Here is a 17,652-nt window from a genome sequence, read left to right as displayed (position 1 = left end):
AGCACCCGGCCCCGGGTCAGCCCTCCCCGGGCCGCTCGACGCCTTCGGCCGGTGCGCCCTCGGTCGCCGCGTCCTCGGCCGCCGCGGCGTCCCGGCGGTCCAGGGCCTCGGCGGTCGCGGGGTACTTGCTGCGCAGCCGGTCCCGGAGCGAGAGCGCCGGCCCGCCGGTGCCGCCGGTTCCCTCGGCGCCCGTGGGGTCGGCGGTGGGCTCGGTGGGCGCGGCAGGTTCGCCGGCCCCGGCGGGCAGGACGGACAGGCCGGGTGAGGGGGGCAGGAGGGGCGACGGGGGCAGGGCGGGTTCGGCGGCGGAGCGCAGCCGGGCCAGCTCGGCCTCCAGCTCGGCGACGCGGGCCTTCAGCTGCTGCGCCTCCTGGGCCGCGTCCCGGTAGAGCTGCTTGTTGCGCTTGCCGACCTCGGAGAGCGTGTCCACGCGGTCCGCGAAGGCGTCGCGTTCGCCGGCGATCGGCAGGACGATCTGGCCGGCCACGACCGCCGCGATCCAGTCGACCCACTCGTTGATGCGCGTCGTGCCCGGCGGGCCGATCAGTTGGGCGTCCTGCAGCCCGGTGAGCATGGGACGGCGGATCATGTCGGCGATGCTCCGCTGCGGGCCGCTCTGTTCGGTCACGACTGCTCCTCGATGCTTGCCCCGCGGTGGGGCAGCAGGTGCCGCCGGCGTCACGGTCCGCAGGGCAGGTGCCGGTCTCCTCGGCAGTCACCAGCCTAGCGACCAGGGATTTCACCGCCGCCGGTGGACGGGGCCGGCGGGGCCGCGGCGCCGGCCCGGCTGCTTCGTGCCGGGTGTTCCGTGCCGGGCGGCACGGAGCGGAGAACGGGGCCGGGTGGTGGAGTCGATCCTCCGTGGACGTCGGATGCCGGGGTAGTTCGTGCCGCCAGGGCTATTCGGCGGGGGTGCCGACCGGAGGGTAGCCGGGTGGCGATCGGCGGATCGGGGCATCGGGTCGTGTCCGGACGGGCAGGCCGGACGGGGCCGTCGGGGCAATCGCCGTGGTGACGCGGTTTTCCGGCTCCGGATCCCCTGTGGTCAAGACCAGTTGGACCGGTCCGGCAGGCCTCTGACCTTCGGTGCAGGGCCTGGGTGTCGTGTACAGAGCGACTCTTGACGCGTTCTGTGGTTGCTGGTTGGGTTGCGCCGTGGCCTCACGGGAAGCACACGTATCTCACGCACCTCCCATGAATTCGACTCACAGTGATGCGATAGCCGTTGTCGGTCTGTCGTGTCGTTTACCCGGAGCTTCGACTCCGGACGAACTGTGGCGACTGCTCCGGCACGGTGAAACCTCTGTCACGGAGGTGCCGGAAGGTCGCCGGGGCGAATTACCGGGGGAAGACGGGCAAGCGCCCGAAAACGACGGATCGATACCCCGGTGGGGCGGATTCCTCGACCAGGTCGACCGTTTCGACCCCGGCTTCTTCGGTCTTTCGCCGCGCGAGGCGGCCGCGACGGACCCGCAACAGCGGCTGATGCTGGAACTCGGCTGGGAAGCCCTGGAACACGCCGGAATCGTCCCGGCGACGCTGGACGGCGGGGACGTCGGAGTCTTCTTCGGCGCGATCTGGGACGACTACGCGACCCTGCTGCACCAGCGCGGTCCGCAGGCCGTCACCCAGCACACCGTGACCGGGCTGCACCGCAGCATGATCGCCAACCGGCTCTCCTACACCCTCGGCCTGCGCGGGCCCAGCATGGTGATCGACACCGGCCAGTCGTCCTCCCTGGTCGCCGTGCACCAGGCCTGCGAGAGCCTGCGCCGGGGGGAGAGCGCCCTCGCCCTCGCCGGGGGAGTGAACCTCAACCTCGCCCCGCAGAGCGACATCGCCGTCGCCCGGTTCGGCGGCCTCTCCCCGACCGGCCGGTGCTTCACCTTCGACGCCCGGGCGGACGGCTACGTCCGGGGTGAGGGCGGCGCTGTGGTCGTCCTGAAGCGCCTGGCGGACGCCCTCGCGGACGGGGATCCGATCCACTGCCTGATCCTCGGCGGTGCGGTGAACAACGACGGCGGCGGCGAGGGCCTCACCGCGCCCAGCCGGTCGGCACAGGAGGACGTCCTCGGGCGCGCCTACCGCCGGGCCGGGGTGGACCCGGCGGACGTCCAGTACGTGGAACTCCACGGTACGGGCACGAAGGCCGGCGACCCGGTGGAGGCCGCTGCCCTCGGCGCCGCCCTCGGTCGCCTGCGGGACTCCCGGGGCCCGCTGCTGGTGGGCTCGGCGAAGACCAATGTGGGGCACCTCGAAGGCGCGGCCGGAATCGTCGGACTGCTCAAGGTCGCGCTGAGCCTGCGGCACCGGGAACTGCCGCCCAGCCTCAACTTCGAGACCCCCAACCCGCTGATTCCGCTCGACGCGCTCCACCTGCGGGTGCACCGGCGGCTGGGGCCGTGGCCGAGCCCGGAACGGCCGTTGCTGGCCGGCGTGAGCGCGTTCGGCATGGGCGGGACCAACTGCCATGTCGTGCTGGCCGCCGGGCCCGTGCCGCCGGAGGGCGGGGCCCCGGAGGAGGAGAGGGCGGACGGCCGGGAGCCGGTCCGGGCGGTCCCGTGGCTGCTGTCCGGTCGCTCGGCGCCGGCCCTGCGGGCCCAGGCGGCCGCGCTGCTGAAGCGGCTGGACGAGCGGCCCGGACTCCGCGCGGCGGACGTCGGGTACGCGCTGGCCGTGACGCGCTCGGCCTTCGAGCGGCGCGCCGCGGTGGTCGGCCGGGACGGTGCGCAGCTCCGGCGGGGCCTGGCGGCGCTGGCCGGCGGCGAGCGCCCGGCCGACGTCCTGGCGGGGCGGGCCTACGGGCGCGCCCGGCTGGCGTTCCTGTTCGCCGGCCAGGGCAGCCAGCGGCCGGGGGCCGGGCGGGCCCTGTACGACGAACACCCGGAGTTCGCCAGGGCGTTGGACGAGGTCTGCGAGCACGTCGACGCGGCCGCGGTGGCCGCCGGCGACGCGGCCGGCCGGCCGCTCCGGGACGTGCTCTTCGCGGCACCGGGTTCGGCCGCGGCCCTCTCGCTGGACCGGACCGGTTCGGCGCAGCCCGCCCTGTTCGCCGTCGAGGTGGCCCTGTTCCGCCTGCTGGAGAGCCGTGGGGTCCGGCCCGACTTCCTGCTCGGCCACTCCGTCGGCGAGCTGGCCGCCGCCCACGTCGCCGGGGTGTTCTCCCTCGCGGACGCCTGCACCCTGGTGGCGGCCCGGGGCCGGCTCATGCAGGCGCTCCCGCCGGGCGGTGCGATGGCGGCGCTCCAGGCCACCGAGCGGGAGCTGCTCCCGCTGCTGGCCGGCCGGGAGCACCGGGTCGGCCTGGCCGCCGTCAACGGACCGGAGGCGACCGTCGTCGCCGGGGACGACGACGAGGTCGAGCGGATCGTCGCGCACTGGCGGGCCGCGGGGCGCCGGACCAGGCGGCTGCGGGTCAGCCACGCGTTCCACTCCCCGCACATGGACGCGGTACTGGACGACTTCCGGAGCGTCGTGGCGGCCCTGGACCTCCGGCCGCCGACCCTTCCGATCGTCTCGACGGTCACCGGCGGGCTCGCCACGGCCGAGGAGCTCGCTTCGGCGGAGTACTGGGTGCGGCACGTGCGCCGACCGGTCCGGTTCCTCGACGGCATGCGCCGGCTGGCGCGCGAGGGCGTCACCGCCTTCCTCGAACTGGGACCGGACGGCACGCTCAGCACGATGGGCCGGGACTGCCTCACGGAGCCCGACCGGGCGGCCGCCGCACCGGCGGCCGACCCCGTCCTCGTCCCCCTGCTGCGCAAGGACCGGCCCGAGTCCGACGCCCTGGTCACCGCCCTCGCCCGGCTGCACGTCCACGGCGTCGGGGTGGACTGGGCGGCGGTGTTCGCCGGGCACGGCGCCCGGCGGGTCGACCTGCCCACCTACGCGTTCCAGCGGCAGCGCCACTGGCTCGACGGCACCGCCCGCCCGGCCGCCCCGGCCCCGTCGGCGACGGACCCGACCGACCTGCCGGAGCCCCGGCTCCGGCTGGACCGCACCCCGGCCGGCGACCGCGCGAGCACGCTGCTCGACCTGGTGCGCGCCGAGGCGGCCGCCGTGCTCGGCCACGGCGACCCGGGCCCGGTCGATCCCGCGCTCTCCTTCAAGGAGTTGGGCTTCGACTCGCTCACCGCGGTGGAGCTGCGGGACCGGCTCGGCACGGCCACCGGGCTGCGCCTGCCGACCGGCCTGCTGTTCGACCACCCGACGCCGGCCGTCCTGGCCGAGCGGCTGGGAGCCCTGCTCCTCCCGCCGGACGGGGGGACGGGCGACGGGGTCATGGCGGAACTGGACCGGTTGGAACGGTCCCTGGCGGCGATCGGGTCCGACAGCGCCGAGCGGGCGCGGGTCGACGCCCGGCTGCGGTCCCTGCTGGCCGGCCGGCCGCCCGCCGACGGCGACGACCCGAAGCCGGACAGCCTGCGGACGGCGACGGTCGACGAGCTCTTCGCCTTCATCGACCAGGAGTTCCGCACCGCCTGACGCGCCCCGACGCGCGATGTCCGCACCTTCCCGCACGGCCGCACCGACACGGAGTGAGAGCAGTGGCGAACGAGGAGAAGCTGGTCGAGTACCTCAGGTGGGTGACGACCGACCTGTACCGGACCAGGGAGCGGCTGCGCACGGCGGAGGCCGTGTCGACCGAGCCGGTGGCGGTGGTGGGCATGGGCTGCCGGTTCGCGGGGGGCGTGCGGTCCCCGGAGGACCTGTGGCGGTTGGTGGTGGAGGGTGGCGACGCGGTCGCGCCGCTGCCGACCGACCGGGGCTGGGACCTGGACGGGTTGTTCGATCCGGAGGCCGGGCGGCCGGGGTCGAGCTATGTGCGGGCCGGTGGATTCCTGGACGCGGTGGGCGACTTCGACGCGGGGTTCTTCGGGATCTCGCCGCGTGAGGCGTTGGCGATGGATCCGCAGCAGCGGGTGCTGCTGGAGACGTCCTGGGAGGCGGTCGAGCGGGCGGGGATCGACCCGCTCTCGCTGCGGGGGAGCCGGACGGGCGTCTTCGCCGGCGCGACCTCCCAGGACTACGGACCTCGGCTGCACGAGGGCTCGGAGGACCTGGGCGGCTATCTGCTGACCGGCGGCACCCCCAGCGTGATCTCCGGCCGGGTCGCCTACACGCTGGGCCTGGAGGGTCCGGCGGTGACGGTGGACACGGCCTGTTCGTCCTCGTTGGTGGCGCTGCACCTCGCCGTGCAGTCGTTGCGGTCGGGCGAGTGCGAGCTGGCGTTGGCGGGCGGGGTGACGGTGATGTCGACCCCGGGCATGTTCGTCGAGTTCAGCCGGCAGCAGGGCCTGGCCCCGGACGGACGGTGCAAGCCGTTCGCCGCCGCCGCGGACGGCACCGGCTGGGCCGAGGGCGTCGGTGTGCTGCTGGTGGAGCGTCTCTCGGACGCGCGCCGCCACGGGCACGAGGTGCTGGCGGTCGTCCGGGGCAGTGCGGTGAACCAGGACGGTGCGTCGAACGGTCTGACGGCGCCGAACGGTCCCTCGCAGCAGCGGGTGATCCGGCAGGCGTTGGCGAACGCGGGGCTGTCGGCGCGCGAGGTGGACGTGGTGGAGGCGCACGGCACGGGCACCCGGCTCGGCGACCCGATCGAGGCCGAGGCACTGTTGGCGACGTACGGCCAGGGCCGGTCCGAGGGGGAACCGCTTCGGCTGGGGTCGGTGAAGTCCAACATCGGGCACACCCAGGCGGCGGCCGGTGTGGCGGGTGTGATCAAGATGGTGTCGGCGATGCGGGCGGGAGTGCTGCCCGGGACGCTGCACGTGGACGAGCCGTCGCCGCGGGTGGACTGGGACTCGGGCGCGGTCGAGTTGCTGACGGAGGCCCGGGAGTGGGCCTCGGGGGAGCGGCCGCGCCGGGCGGCCGTCTCCTCCTTCGGGATCAGCGGGACCAACGCGCACGTGGTGCTGGAACAGGCGCCGGCGGAGCGGCGGCCGGACGGCGACCCGGCCGCGGGCCGCGCGGGGGACGGCGGCAGTGGGGTGATCCCGTGGCTGCTCTCGGGCCGCTCCCCCGAGGCGCTGGCCGGACAGGCCGGGCGGCTGCTGTCGCACCTCGACGGCCGGACCGACGAGCGGCCGGCGGACACCGGCCTCGCGACGGTGGCCACCCGGTCGCTCTTCGAGCACCGCGCCGTGGTCCTGGCCGACCGCGCGGACCAGGAGGGATTCCGTACCGGGCTGGCGGCGCTGGCCGAGGGCCGGTCCGTCCCGCAGGTGATCGTGGGTGACGCGGCGGGCCCGGCCGGCCGGGTGGTGTTGGTGTTCCCGGGGCAGGGGGCGCAGTGGGTGGGGATGGGGGCCGAACTGCTGGATTCCTCGCCGGTGTTCGCGGCGCGGTTGGCGGAGTGTGCGGAGGCGTTGAGGCCGTTCGTGGACTGGGATCTATTCGATGTGGTGCGGGGGGTGTCGGGGGCCGCTTCGTTGGAGCGGGTGGATGTGGTGCAGCCGGTGTCGTTCGCGGTGATGGTGTCGTTGGCGGCGTTGTGGCGGTCTTTTGGTGTGGTGCCGTCGGCGGTGGTGGGGCATTCGCAGGGGGAGATCGCGGCGGCGTGTGTGGCGGGGGCGTTGTCGTTGGAGGATGCGGCGCGGGTGGTGGCTCTGCGCAGTGGGGTGATCGCGGAGGGGTTGGCGGGGCTGGGTGGGATGGTGTCGTTGGCCCTGAGTCCGTCCGGAGTGCAGGAGTTGGTGGCTGCCGGGGGTGGTGGGTTGTCGGTGGCGGCGGTGAACGGGCCGAACTCGGTGGTGGTGTCGGGGGATCCGTCGGCGTTGGCGGAGCTGTTGGCGGAGTGCGAGGCGCGGGGGGTGCGGGCGCGGCGGATTCCGGTCGACTACGCCTCGCACTCGGCGCAGGTCGAGACGGTCCGGGAGCGGTTGCTGGAGGCGTTGGGTGAGGGGCGGGCGTCGGCGTCGGGGGTGGCGTTCTGTTCGACGGTGACCGGGGATTTCCTGGAGACGGAGGGGCTGGGCGCGGAGTACTGGTACCGGAATCTGCGGGAGACGGTGCGGTTCGACGAGGCGGTGGCTCGGTTGTCGGGTCAGGGTTACGGGGTGTTCGTCGAGGTCGGCGCGCATCCGGTGCTCGGTCCGGGGATCGAGGAGACGGTGGAGGGTCTCGGGGGTGAGGCCGTTGTGGTCGGCTCGTTGCGGCGCGGGGAGGGCGGCCTGGACCGGTTCCTGACCTCGGCCGCCGAAGCCTTCGTCCGTGGCGGCCCGGTGGACTGGACGGCCGCGTTCGCGGGCACCGACGCCACCGCGGCGGACCTGCCGACGTACGCGTTCCAACGGCAGACCTACTGGTGGCAGCCGGCCCCGGCCGCGACGGGCGACGCGGGCACCCTGGGGCTGGAGCCGGTCGACCACCCCTTCCTGGGCGCGGCGCTCGCGCTGCCCGACTCCGACGGGATCCTCCTCACCGGCCGCCTCTCGCTGGCCACGCACCCGTGGCTGGCGGACCACACCGTCCTCGGGACGACCGTCGTCCCCGGCACGGCACTGGTCGAGCTGGTCTTCCAGGCCGCCGACCGGGCCGGCTGCGGCCGGGTGGAGGAGCTCACCCTGCACGCTCCGCTCGTGCTGCCCGACCAGGGCGCGGTCGCGGTCCAGGTGGTGGTCGGCGGGCCCGACGAGGCCGGCCGTCGCCCGGTGAGCCTGCACTCCCACCCGGTGGGCGCCCCGGCCGAGCAGCCGTGGACCGGACACGCCACCGGGGTGGCGGGGCCGGCCGGAGCGAACCGGGACGGCGGCCCCGGCCCGGCGGCCTGGCCCCCGCCGGGGGCCGCGCCCGTCCGGATCGACGGGCTGTACGCGGGCCTGGCCGAGACCGGCCTGCCCTACGGCCCGGCCTTCCGAGGCGTCCGGGCCGCCTGGCGGCGGGGCGACGAGGTGTTCGCCGAGGTCACGCTGCCCGAGGAGACCGCCGCCGAGGCCGGACGCTTCGCCGTGCACCCGGTGCTGCTGGACGCCGCCCTCCATGTCATCGCGCTGGCCGGTCCGGCCGCGGCGCCGCGGGACGGCCTGCCGCAGCTGCCCTTCGCCTGGGAGGGCCTCACGCTGCACGCCGTCGGCGCGACCGCGCTGCGGGTCGCGGTCACCCCGCTGGGGGCCGGCCGGGTGGCGCTGAGCGTCGCCGACACCACGGGGCGGCCGGTCGCCGAGATCGAGTCGCTGGCGCTGCGGCCGGTCACCCGGGAACAGCTGGCGGACATCGGCCGGGGCCACGGTGAGGCGCTCTTCCAGGTCGACTGGGTCGCCGTCGGCGCGCCGCCGGCCGCTGCGCCGGGAGCCTCGTCGGGGACCGCGCCGGGCTCCGGCCGCTGGGCGGTGGTGGGTCCGCTGGACCCGGGCCTCGACGGCCTGATACCCGACGGCGCGGGGAGCGCGGCCTTCGCCGATCTGCGCGCCCTGACGGAGGCGGCCACGCGGACCGGCGGCCCCGTGCCGGAGGTGGTCCTCCTGTCCTGTGCCGAGCCCGAGCTGAGCGGCGGGAGCGCCGACCCCGGGGCGGCGAGCCGCGCCCTGGCCGGGCGCGTCCTCGACGCACTCCGGAGCTGGCTGGCCGACGACCGGTTCGCCGGCTCCCGCCTGGTGGTGGTGACCCGGGGAGCCGTGGCCGTCCGCCCCGGTGAGGGAGCGGCCGCGCCGGTGCAGGCCCCCGTGTGGGGGTTGGTGCGGGCGGCGCAGGCGGAGAACCCCGGCCGCTTCGTGCTGCTGGACCTGGACGAGGAGGCGGCGTCACCCGCGTCGGTGGCCGCGGCGGTCCACTCCGGTGAACCCCAGCTCGCGCTCCGGGCGGGACTGCTGAGCGTTCCCCGGCTGGCCCGGGCGGTGCCGGCGCTGGCGCCGCCCGCCGGGGAGCCCGCCTGGCGGCTGGACATCGCGGGTAAGGGAACCCTGGAGAACCTGGCGCTGCTGCCGGGCCCGGACGGTCTCGTCGACGGCCCGTTGGCCGACGGGCAGGTCCGGCTCGCGGTCCGGGCCGCCGGCCTCAACTTCCGTGACGTCGTCGTCGCGCTGGGCCTGGTACCGAGGCTCGACGGGCTGGGCATCGAGGGCGCCGGCGTGGTCACCGAGGTCGGTCCCGGGGTGGCCGGCCTGGCCGTCGGCGACCGGGTGATGGGCCTCTTCGCCGGTGCGTTCGGCCCGGTCGCGGTGGCCGACCACCGGGCCGTGCTGCCGATCCCCGACGGCTGGTCCTTCGCCGAGGCGGCGGCCGTCCCCGTGGTCTTCCTGACCGCCTACCACGGCCTGCGGGACTTGGCGGACCTGCGTCGCGGCGAGGCGGTCCTGATCCACTCGGCGGCCGGCGGCGTGGGCATGGCCGCGGTGCAACTGGCCCGGCACTGGGGGGCGGAGGTCTTCGGCACGGCCGGTCCGGGAAAGTGGGACACCCTGCGGTCGTCGGGTCTGGACGAGGCGCACATCGCCTCCTCCCGCGACCTCGACTTCGAGGCGCGGATCCTGGCGCGGACCGGGGGCCGCGGGGTGTCGGTGGTGCTCAACTCGCTGGCGGGGGAGTTCGTGGACGCCTCGCTGCGGCTGCTGCCCCGGGGCGGGCGCTTCCTGGAGATGGGCAAGACCGACCACCGGGACCGGGCCGAGGTGGAAGCCCGGCACCCCGGCGTCGACTACCGGATCTTCGACCTGATGGAGGTCGACCCCGGGCGGATCGGCGAGATGCTCCGGGAGGTGCTGGCCCTCTTCGAGGCCGGCGTGCTGCACCGGACGCCGCTGACCGTCTGGGACGTCCGGCGGGCCCCGGAGGCCTTCCGCCACCTCCGCCAGGCCCGGCACGTCGGCAAGATCGTCCTGACCGTGCCGTCGGCACCCGAGCCGCGGGGCACCGCGCTGATCACCGGCGCCCCGGGGACGCTGGGCGCGCTGACCGCCCGGCACCTGGTGACCCGGCACGGCGTCCGGCACCTGCTCCTGGCCTCGCGCCGGGGCGCGGACGCCGAGGGAGCCGCCGCACTCGCCGCCGAGCTGACCGAACTCGGCGCCACCGTGACGGTCGCCGCGTGCGACGTCACGGACGGCGGCGCCGTGGCCCGACTGCTGGCCGGGATACCGGCCGCGCACCCGCTCACGGCGGTGGTGCACACGGCGGGCGTGCTGGACGACGGGGTGGTCCCCTCGCTGACCCGGGAGCGGCTGGACCGCGTGCTGGCGCCGAAGGTGGACGGCGCCTGGCACCTGCACCGGCTCACCGCGCACCTGGACCTCGCGGTGTTCGCCCTGTTCTCCTCCGCCACCGCGCTGGTGGGCGCCGCCGGCCAGGGCAACTACGCGGCGGCCAACGCGTTCCTGGACGGGCTGGCCCACCACCGGCGCTCGCGCGGCCTGCCCGCCCTCTCGCTGGCCTGGGGCCTGTGGGCCGAACGCAGTGCCATGACGGGCCATCTCGAAACCGCCGACCTGACCCGGATGCGGCGGGTCGGTATGGGGGCGCTGTCGACCGAGGACGGTCTGGCGCTCTTCGACGCGGCCCACCGCACGGGCCGGCCGGTGGCGGTGCCGATGCGCCTGGACGCCGCCTCGCTGCGGGCGCAGGCGGCCGCCGGCGCGGGCCTGGCCGCGGTGCCGCCGATGCTGCGCGGGCTCGTCCGGGTCACCGGGCGTCGGGCGGCCGCCGCCGAACAGCCCGCCGGGGGGACGACGTTGGCGCAGCGGCTCGCCGGACTCCGGCCGCCGGAGCGCGAGCGACTGGTTCTGGACCTGGTTCTCGACGAGACGGCCGTGGTGCTCGGGCACGGCCTCGCGGGCGCGGTCGACGCGCGGCGGGCGTTCCGGGAGCTCGGCTTCGACTCCCTGGCCGCCACCGAGCTGCGGAACCGGTTGAACGCGGCGACCGGACTGCGGCTGCCGACCACCACCGTGTTCGACCACCCGACGCCGGCCGAGCTCGCGGCCCTGCTGCGGGCCCGCCTCGTGGGGGAGGTCGATGCCGCCGGAGCCACCGGGGGCGCGACCCCGGGAACGTCCGCCGGAACGGCCGTCCTGGCGGAACTCGACCGGCTGGAGGGCGCGCTCGGCGAGGTGACGCAGGACGACGACGCGGTGGCCGGCATCACCGAGCGCCTCGAAGCCCTGCTCGGGAAGTGGAAGGACACCCGGGCCTTCGACGTGGCAGCCGCGCCCCGGGCGGATTTCGAGTCCGCCACCGTGGACGACATCTTCTCGCTCATCGACGAGGAATTCGGACTGTCCTGATCCGCTCCGCGGTCCCCTGTTCTGCCGCTCTGCCGCCGGTTCTGCCTGTCTGCCGGCTCTGCCCGTCTGTCCCGCTCTGCTGTCCTGCTCTGCTGTCCCGACCGCTTGGCCTGACTTCGAACGGCGCTCTGGCCTCTACCCGTTGGACGGATTCCCGATGGATAACGAAGAGAAGCTCCTCGACTACCTGAAGCGCGTGTCGGCCGATCTGCGGCAGACCAAGGAGCGGCTGCGTGCGGTGGAGGCCGCGTCGACCGAGCCGGTGGCCGTGGTGGGGATCGGGTGTCGCTACCCGGGGGGTGTGCGGTCCCCGGAGGACCTGTGGCGGTTGGTGGTGGAGGGCGGGGACGCGGTCGCGCCGCTGCCGACCGACCGGGGGTGGGACAACGAGGCGTTGTTCGACGCCGAGGCCGGGCGGCCGGGGTCGAGCTATGTGCGGGCCGGTGGATTCCTGGACGGGGTGGGCGACTTCGACGCGGGGTTCTTCGGGATCTCGCCGCGTGAGGCGTTGGCGATGGATCCGCAGCAGCGGGTGCTGCTGGAGACGTCCTGGGAGGCGGTCGAGCGGGCGGGGATCGATCCGCTCTCGCTGCGGGGGAGCCGGACGGGCGTCTTCGCCGGCGCGCTCTCCCAGGAGTACGGACCTCGGCTGCACGAGGGCTCGGAGGACCTGGGCGGCTATCTGCTCACGGGCAACACGCTCAGCGTGCTGTCGGGGCGGGTCTCGTATGCGTTGGGCCTGGAGGGTCCGGCGGTGACGGTGGACACGGCGTGTTCGTCGTCGTTGGTGGCGTTGCATCTGGCGGTGCAGTCGTTGCGTTCGGGTGAGTGTGATCTGGCGTTGGCGGGTGGGGTGACGGTGATGTCGACCCCGGGGATGTTCGTGGAGTTCTCTCGGCAGCGGGGGTTGTCGCGGGACGGTCGGTGCCGGTCGTTCTCGGTGGATGCCGAGGGGTTCGGGATGGCCGAGGGTGTGGGTGTGTTGGTGGTGGAGCGGTTGTCGGATGCTCGGCGTCACGGGCATCCGGTGTTGGCGGTGGTGCGGGGCAGTGCGGTGAATCAGGATGGTGCGTCGAACGGTTTGACGGCGCCGAACGGTCCGTCGCAGCAGCGGGTGATCCGGCAGGCGTTGGCGAACGCGGGGTTGTCGGCGCGGGACGTGGACGTGGTGGAAGCGCACGGCACGGGGACCACCCTGGGGGACCCGATCGAGGCGCAGGCACTGCTCGCCACCTATGGACAGGAGCGCCCGGCGGACCAGCCCTTGTACCTCGGGTCGGTGAAGTCGAACATCGGGCATCCGCAGGCGGCGGCCGGTGTGGCGGGTGTGATCAAGATGGTGTCGGCGATGCGGGCGGGGGTGCTGCCCAGGACGCTGCACGCCGACGAGCCCTCGTCGCACATCGACTGGGACTCGGGCGCCGTGGAGTTGCTGACGGAGGCCCGGGAGTGGGGTGTCTCGGCGGAGCGGCCGCGTCGGGCCGGGGTGTCGTCGTTCGGGATCAGCGGGACCAACGCGCATGTGGTGCTGGAGCAGGCGCCGTCGGAGGAACCGGCAGTCTCACCCGGGGCTCCTTCGGTGGTGCCGTTGGTGGTGTCGGCGCGGGGTGGTGCGGCCTTGCGGGGGCAGGCGGAGCGCTTGGCGGCCTGGTGGGAGGACCGGGCCGAACTCGCCCTGCCGGATGTGGGGTTGTCGCTGGCGGCGGGGCGCGCGCGGTTGGAGCGCCGGGCGGTGGTCGTCGCGGGGGATCGGGCCCACGGGTTGGCGGGTTTGCGCGCGTTGGCGTCGGGTGAGGTGTCGCCCGAGGTGTCGTCCGAGGTGGTGGAGGGCACGGCGGACCTGCTGGACGCGACCGGTGTGGTGTTGGTGTTCCCGGGGCAGGGGGCGCAGTGGGTGGGGATGGGGGCCGAACTGCTGGATTCCTCGCCGGTGTTCGCGGCGCGGTTGGCGGAGTGTGCGGAGGCGTTGAGGCCGTTCGTGGACTGGGATCTCTTCGATGTGGTGCGGGGGGTGTCGGGGGCCGCTTCGTTGGAGCGGGTGGATGTGGTGCAGCCGGTGTCGTTCGCGGTGATGGTGTCGTTGGCGGCGTTGTGGCGGTCTTTTGGTGTGGTGCCGTCGGCGGTGGTGGGGCATTCGCAGGGGGAGATCGCGGCGGCGTGTGTGGCGGGGGCGTTGTCGTTGGAGGATGCGGCGCGGGTGGTGGCTCTGCGCAGTGGGGTGATCGCGGAGGGGTTGGCGGGGCTGGGTGGGATGGTGTCTTTGGCCCTGAGTCCGTCCGGAGTGCAGGAGTTGGTGGCTGCCGGGGGTGGTGGGTTGTCGGTGGCGGCGGTGAACGGGCCGAACTCGGTGGTGGTGTCGGGGGATCCGTCGGCGTTGGCGGGGCTGTTGGCGGACTGTGAGGCGCGGGGGGTGCGGGCGCGTCGGATTCCGGTCGACTACGCCTCGCACTCGGCGCAGGTCGAGACGGTCCGGGAGCGGTTGCTGGAGGCGTTGGGTGAGGGGCGGGCGTCGGCGTCGGGGGTGGCGTTCTGTTCGACGGTGACCGGGGATTTCCTGGAGACGGAGGGGCTGGGCGCGGAGTACTGGTACCGGAATCTGCGGGAGACGGTGCGGTTCGACGAGGCGGTGGCTCGGTTGTCGGGTCAGGGTTACGGGGTGTTCGTCGAGGTCGGCGCGCATCCGGTGCTCGGTCCGGGGATCGAGGAGACGCTGGAGGGTCTCGGGGGTGAGGCCGTTGTGGTCGGCTCGTTGCGGCGCGGGGAGGGCGGCCTGGACCGGTTCCTGACCTCGGTGGCGCAGGTCTGGGTGCGCGGTGTTCCGGTGGACTGGAGCGTGGCCGCTGCCGGTGGGCGTCGGGTGGATCTGCCGACGTATGCCTTCCAGGGCGAGCGGTTCTGGCTGGAGCCGGTGGGTGTCCGGTCGGCCGGCGTCGAGCCGCTGAGTGCGGTGGACGCGTTGCGCTACCGCGTTGTGTGGCGGCCGTTGGACGTGGTGGCTGCCGCGGAGGTGTCCGGGGGCGAGTGGCTGCTGCTGGTGCCGGAGGGGGCCGCGGACGGTGGTTGGGGTTCGGCTTTGGCGGCTGAGCTGTCCGAACAGGGGTTGTCTGCACGGGTGTTGGTGGTGGCCGACGGGTGTGATCGTGAGTCGCTGGCCGCGGTGGTGAAGGAGGCCGGGCCGGTCGGGGTGGTGTCGTTGTTGGCGAGCGGGCCGGGTCCGGTGGTGGCCGGCGGTGCGGTGCCTTGGGGGTTGGCGGCGACGGTGTCGTTGGTGCAGGCCTTGGAGGCGGTCGGGGTTCGGGCTCCGTTGTGGTGTGTGACGCGGGGTGCGGTGGCGGTCGGTGCCGGGGACGGCGTGTCGGGCCCGGAGCAGGCGATGCTCTGGGGTCTGGGCCGGGTGGTCGCCGCCGAGCTGCCGGACCGCTGGGGCGGGGTGGTGGACGTGCCGGACTCGCCTGACGCGGAGCTGGTGCGGGCGACGGTGTCCGCGCTGATGGGCGGGCATGGTGAGGACGAACTGGCGGTCAGGGCTTCCGGGTTGTTCGTCCGGCGGTTGGAGCGGGCGCCGTTGGCGGGTGTGGTGCCGGTCCGGAGCTGGGAGCCGCGCGGCACCGTGTTGATCACGGGGGCCACCGGTGCGCTCGGTCGCCATGTCGCCCGCCGACTGGCCGGTACCGGCGCCGAACACCTCCTGCTGCTGAGCCGGAGTGGCCGGGCCGCGCCCGATGCCGAGGCGTTCGAGGCAGAGCTCACCGCACTGGGTGCGAAGGTCACCGTGGCCGCCTGTGACGTGTCCGACCGGGCCGCGGTGGCGGAGGTGCTCGCCGGGCTGCCGACGGAGTACCCGCTCACCGCCGTGCTGCACACGGCCGCCCTGCTCGACGACGCCCTGATCGGTGATCTGACGATTGATCAGATGGAGCGGGTGCTGAGTGTCAAGGTCGGTGGCGCCCGGGTGCTGCACGAGCTGACCGAGGGCCTGGACCTCTCCGCCTTCGTGCTGTTCTCCTCGATCGCCGGCACCTGCGGCCTGGCCGGCCATGCCAACTACGCGCCGGGCAACGCCTATCTGGACGCCCTGGCCCACCACCGGCGCGCCAACGGCCTGCCCGCCACCGCGATCGCCTGGGGCCACTGGGACGGCGGCGGTATCGCCGCCCCGGCCATCGAGGAGCAGATCCGCCGGCGCGGTGTCCTGACCTTCCGCCCGGAGCTGGCGCTGGACGCGCTCGGGGGTGTCCTCGACCACGACGAGACCGCGGTCGCCGTCTTCAGCACCCGCTGGGACGGCACGGGGCTCGGCGCGGGAGGCCGGCCGGTCCCGCTGCTGCGTGAACTCCTCGCCGCCGGATCCCCGGCGGCCGATCCGGACCGGACGGCCGCGACCTCCTCCGACGGGCCGTCGGCTCTGGTGCGCCGCCTGGCCGGACTCTCGGGTGAGGAGCAGCGGAAGGCACTGCTGGACATCGTCCGGCAGGTCGTGGCCTCGGTCCTGCGGCACTCCTCCCGGGACACCGTCCTGCCCGGCCGCGCTTTCAAGGACCTCGGCTTCGACTCGCTGACGGCCGTCGAACTGCGCAACCGCCTGCGGGCGGCCACCGGCCTGCGACTGACCGCCACCCTGATCTACGACCGTCCGACACCCCTCGCGCTCGCCGATCACCTGCACGCCGAACTCCTCGGACACCTGCCGGCCGCCGCGGCCGTCCTGCCGGTGACGGCCGGCTCCGACGAGCCCGTCGTGATCGTGGGGATGAGCTGCCGGTTCCCCGGAGGTGTGCGCTCGCCGGAGGACCTGTGGCGGTTGCTCGACACGGGCACGGACGCGATCTCGGGCCTGCCCACCGACCGGGGCTGGGACCTCGGTGGCCTCTACGACGCCGACCCCGAGGCGACCGGACGGTCCTACGTCCGGGCCGGTGGATTCCTGGACGCCGCCACCGAGTTCGACGCGGGGTTCTTCGGGATCTCGCCGCGTGAGGCGTTGGCGATGGATCCGCAGCAGCGGTTGCTGCTGGAGACGTCCTGGGAGGCCTTCGAGCACGCGGGCATCGACCCCGAATCGGCCCGGGGCAGCAGGACCGGGGTCTTCGCGGGCCTCAGCATGCAGGACTACGCGACGCTGCTGCGCGATGCGTCGAGCGAGGTCGAGGGCTACGCGGTGACCGGCAGTGCCGGGAGCGTGCTGTCGGGGCGGGTCTCGTATGCGTTGGGCCTGGAGGGTCCGGCGGTGACGGTGGACACGGCGTGTTCGTCGTCGTTGGTGGCGTTGCATCTGGCGGTGCAGTCGTTGCGTTCGGGTGAGTGTGATCTGGCGTTGGCGGGTGGGGTGACGGTGATGTCGACCCCGGGGATGTTCGTGGAGTTCTCTCGGCAGCGGGGGTTGTCGCGGGACGGTCGGTGCCGGTCGTTCTCGGTGGATGCCGAGGGGTTCGGGATGGCCGAGGGTGTGGGTGTGTTGGTGGTGGAGCGGTTGTCGGACGCGCGGCGTCACGGGCATCCGGTGTTGGCGGTGGTGCGGGGCAGTGCGGTGAATCAGGATGGTGCGTCGAACGGTTTGACGGCGCCGAACGGTCCGTCGCAGCAGCGGGTGATCCGGCAGGCGTTGGCGAACGCGGGGTTGTCGGCGCGGGACGTGGACGTGGTGGAGGCGCACGGCACGGGGACCACCCTGGGGGACCCGATCGAGGCGCAGGCACTGCTCGCCACGTACGGGCAGGACCGTGCCGACGGTGTCCCGCTGTGGCTGGGCTCGGTGAAGTCGAACATCGGGCATCCGCAGGCGGCGGCCGGTGTGGCGGGTGTGATCAAGATGGTGTCGGCGATGCGGGCGGGGGTGCTGCCCAGGACGCTGCACGCCGACGAGCCCTCGCCGCATGTGGACTGGTCCTCGGGCGCCGTGGAGTTGCTGACGGAGGCCCGGGAGTGGGGTGTCTCGGCGGAGCGGCCGCGTCGGGCCGGGGTGTCGTCGTTCGGGATCAGCGGGACCAACGCGCATGTGGTGCTGGAGCAGGCGCCGATCGAGGAGCCTCTCCCGTCGGTGGCCGTGCCGGTGGTGCCGGTGGTGCCGGTGGTGCCGTTGGTGGTGTCGGCGCGGGGTGGTGCGGCGTTGCGGGGGCAGGCGGAGCGGTTGGCGGCCTGGTGGGAGGGCCGGGCCGACGTGGCCCTGCCGGATGTGGGGTTGTCGCTGGCGGTGGGCCGCGCGCGGTTGGAGCGCCGGGCGGTGGTCGTGGCGGGGGACCGGGCCCACGGGTTGGCGGGTTTGCGCGCGCTGGCGTCGGGTGAGGTGTCGCCCGAGGTGTCGTCCGAGGTGGTGGAGGGCACGGCGGACCTGCTGGACGCGGCCGGTGTGGTGTTGGTGTTCCCGGGGCAGGGGGCGCAGTGGGTGGGGATGGGGGCCGAACTGCTGGATTCCTCGCCGGTGTTCGCGGCGCGGTTG

At 74.5% G+C, this 17,652-nt stretch carries 4 protein-coding genes and 1 pseudogene; 4 read left to right on the top strand and 1 reads right to left on the bottom strand.

Translation table 11 applies throughout. From position 1 onward, the window contains the following. Nucleotides 1-16 precede the first annotated feature (16 nt). Entirely contained in the window at nt 17-628 is a 612-nt protein-coding gene (locus ACIQTO_RS37020; RefSeq protein ID WP_402397863.1) for a hypothetical protein, read from the bottom strand. Nucleotides 629-1,194: 566 nt separating this feature from the next. Between ACIQTO_RS37020 and ACIQTO_RS37015 the strand changes: the two genes are divergently transcribed. From ACIQTO_RS37015 to ACIQTO_RS37000, 4 genes and pseudogenes are all read left to right on the top strand, one after another. Then, nucleotides 1,195-4,485 (top strand): type I polyketide synthase, encoded by a 3,291-nt coding sequence (locus tag ACIQTO_RS37015; RefSeq protein ID WP_402397860.1) that lies wholly within the window; start codon nt 1,195-1,197, stop codon nt 4,483-4,485. Between the two features lie 53 nt (nt 4,486-4,538). Then, nucleotides 4,539-4,598: pseudogene (locus tag ACIQTO_RS37010) on the top strand (polyketide synthase docking domain-containing protein); the annotation flags it as partial. A gap of 39 nt (nt 4,599-4,637) precedes the next feature. Further along, nucleotides 4,638-11,216: an SDR family NAD(P)-dependent oxidoreductase gene (locus ACIQTO_RS37005; RefSeq protein WP_402397913.1), complete on the top strand. Its 6,579-nt coding sequence runs from the start codon at nt 4,638-4,640 to the stop codon at nt 11,214-11,216. A 157-nt stretch (nt 11,217-11,373) separates the two neighbouring features. Then, a partial coding sequence (locus tag ACIQTO_RS37000; protein ID WP_402397911.1) for an SDR family NAD(P)-dependent oxidoreductase occupies nt 11,374-17,652 on the top strand: 6,279 nt, incomplete at its 3' end.

This window comes from Kitasatospora sp. NPDC091207, from assembly GCF_044768625.1.
Classification (GTDB): Bacteria; Actinomycetota; Actinomycetes; order Streptomycetales; family Streptomycetaceae; genus Kitasatospora.
The sequence above is the reverse complement of the archived record's forward strand: the minus strand, read 5'-3'. Positions and strand labels throughout refer to the sequence as shown.

Bases quoted from the DNA above. Each gene is read 5' to 3' on its own strand.
- ACIQTO_RS37015 (WP_402397860.1), top strand. From the start codon at position 1,195: ATGAATTCGACTCACAGTGATGCGATAGCCGTTGTCGGTCTGTCGTGT.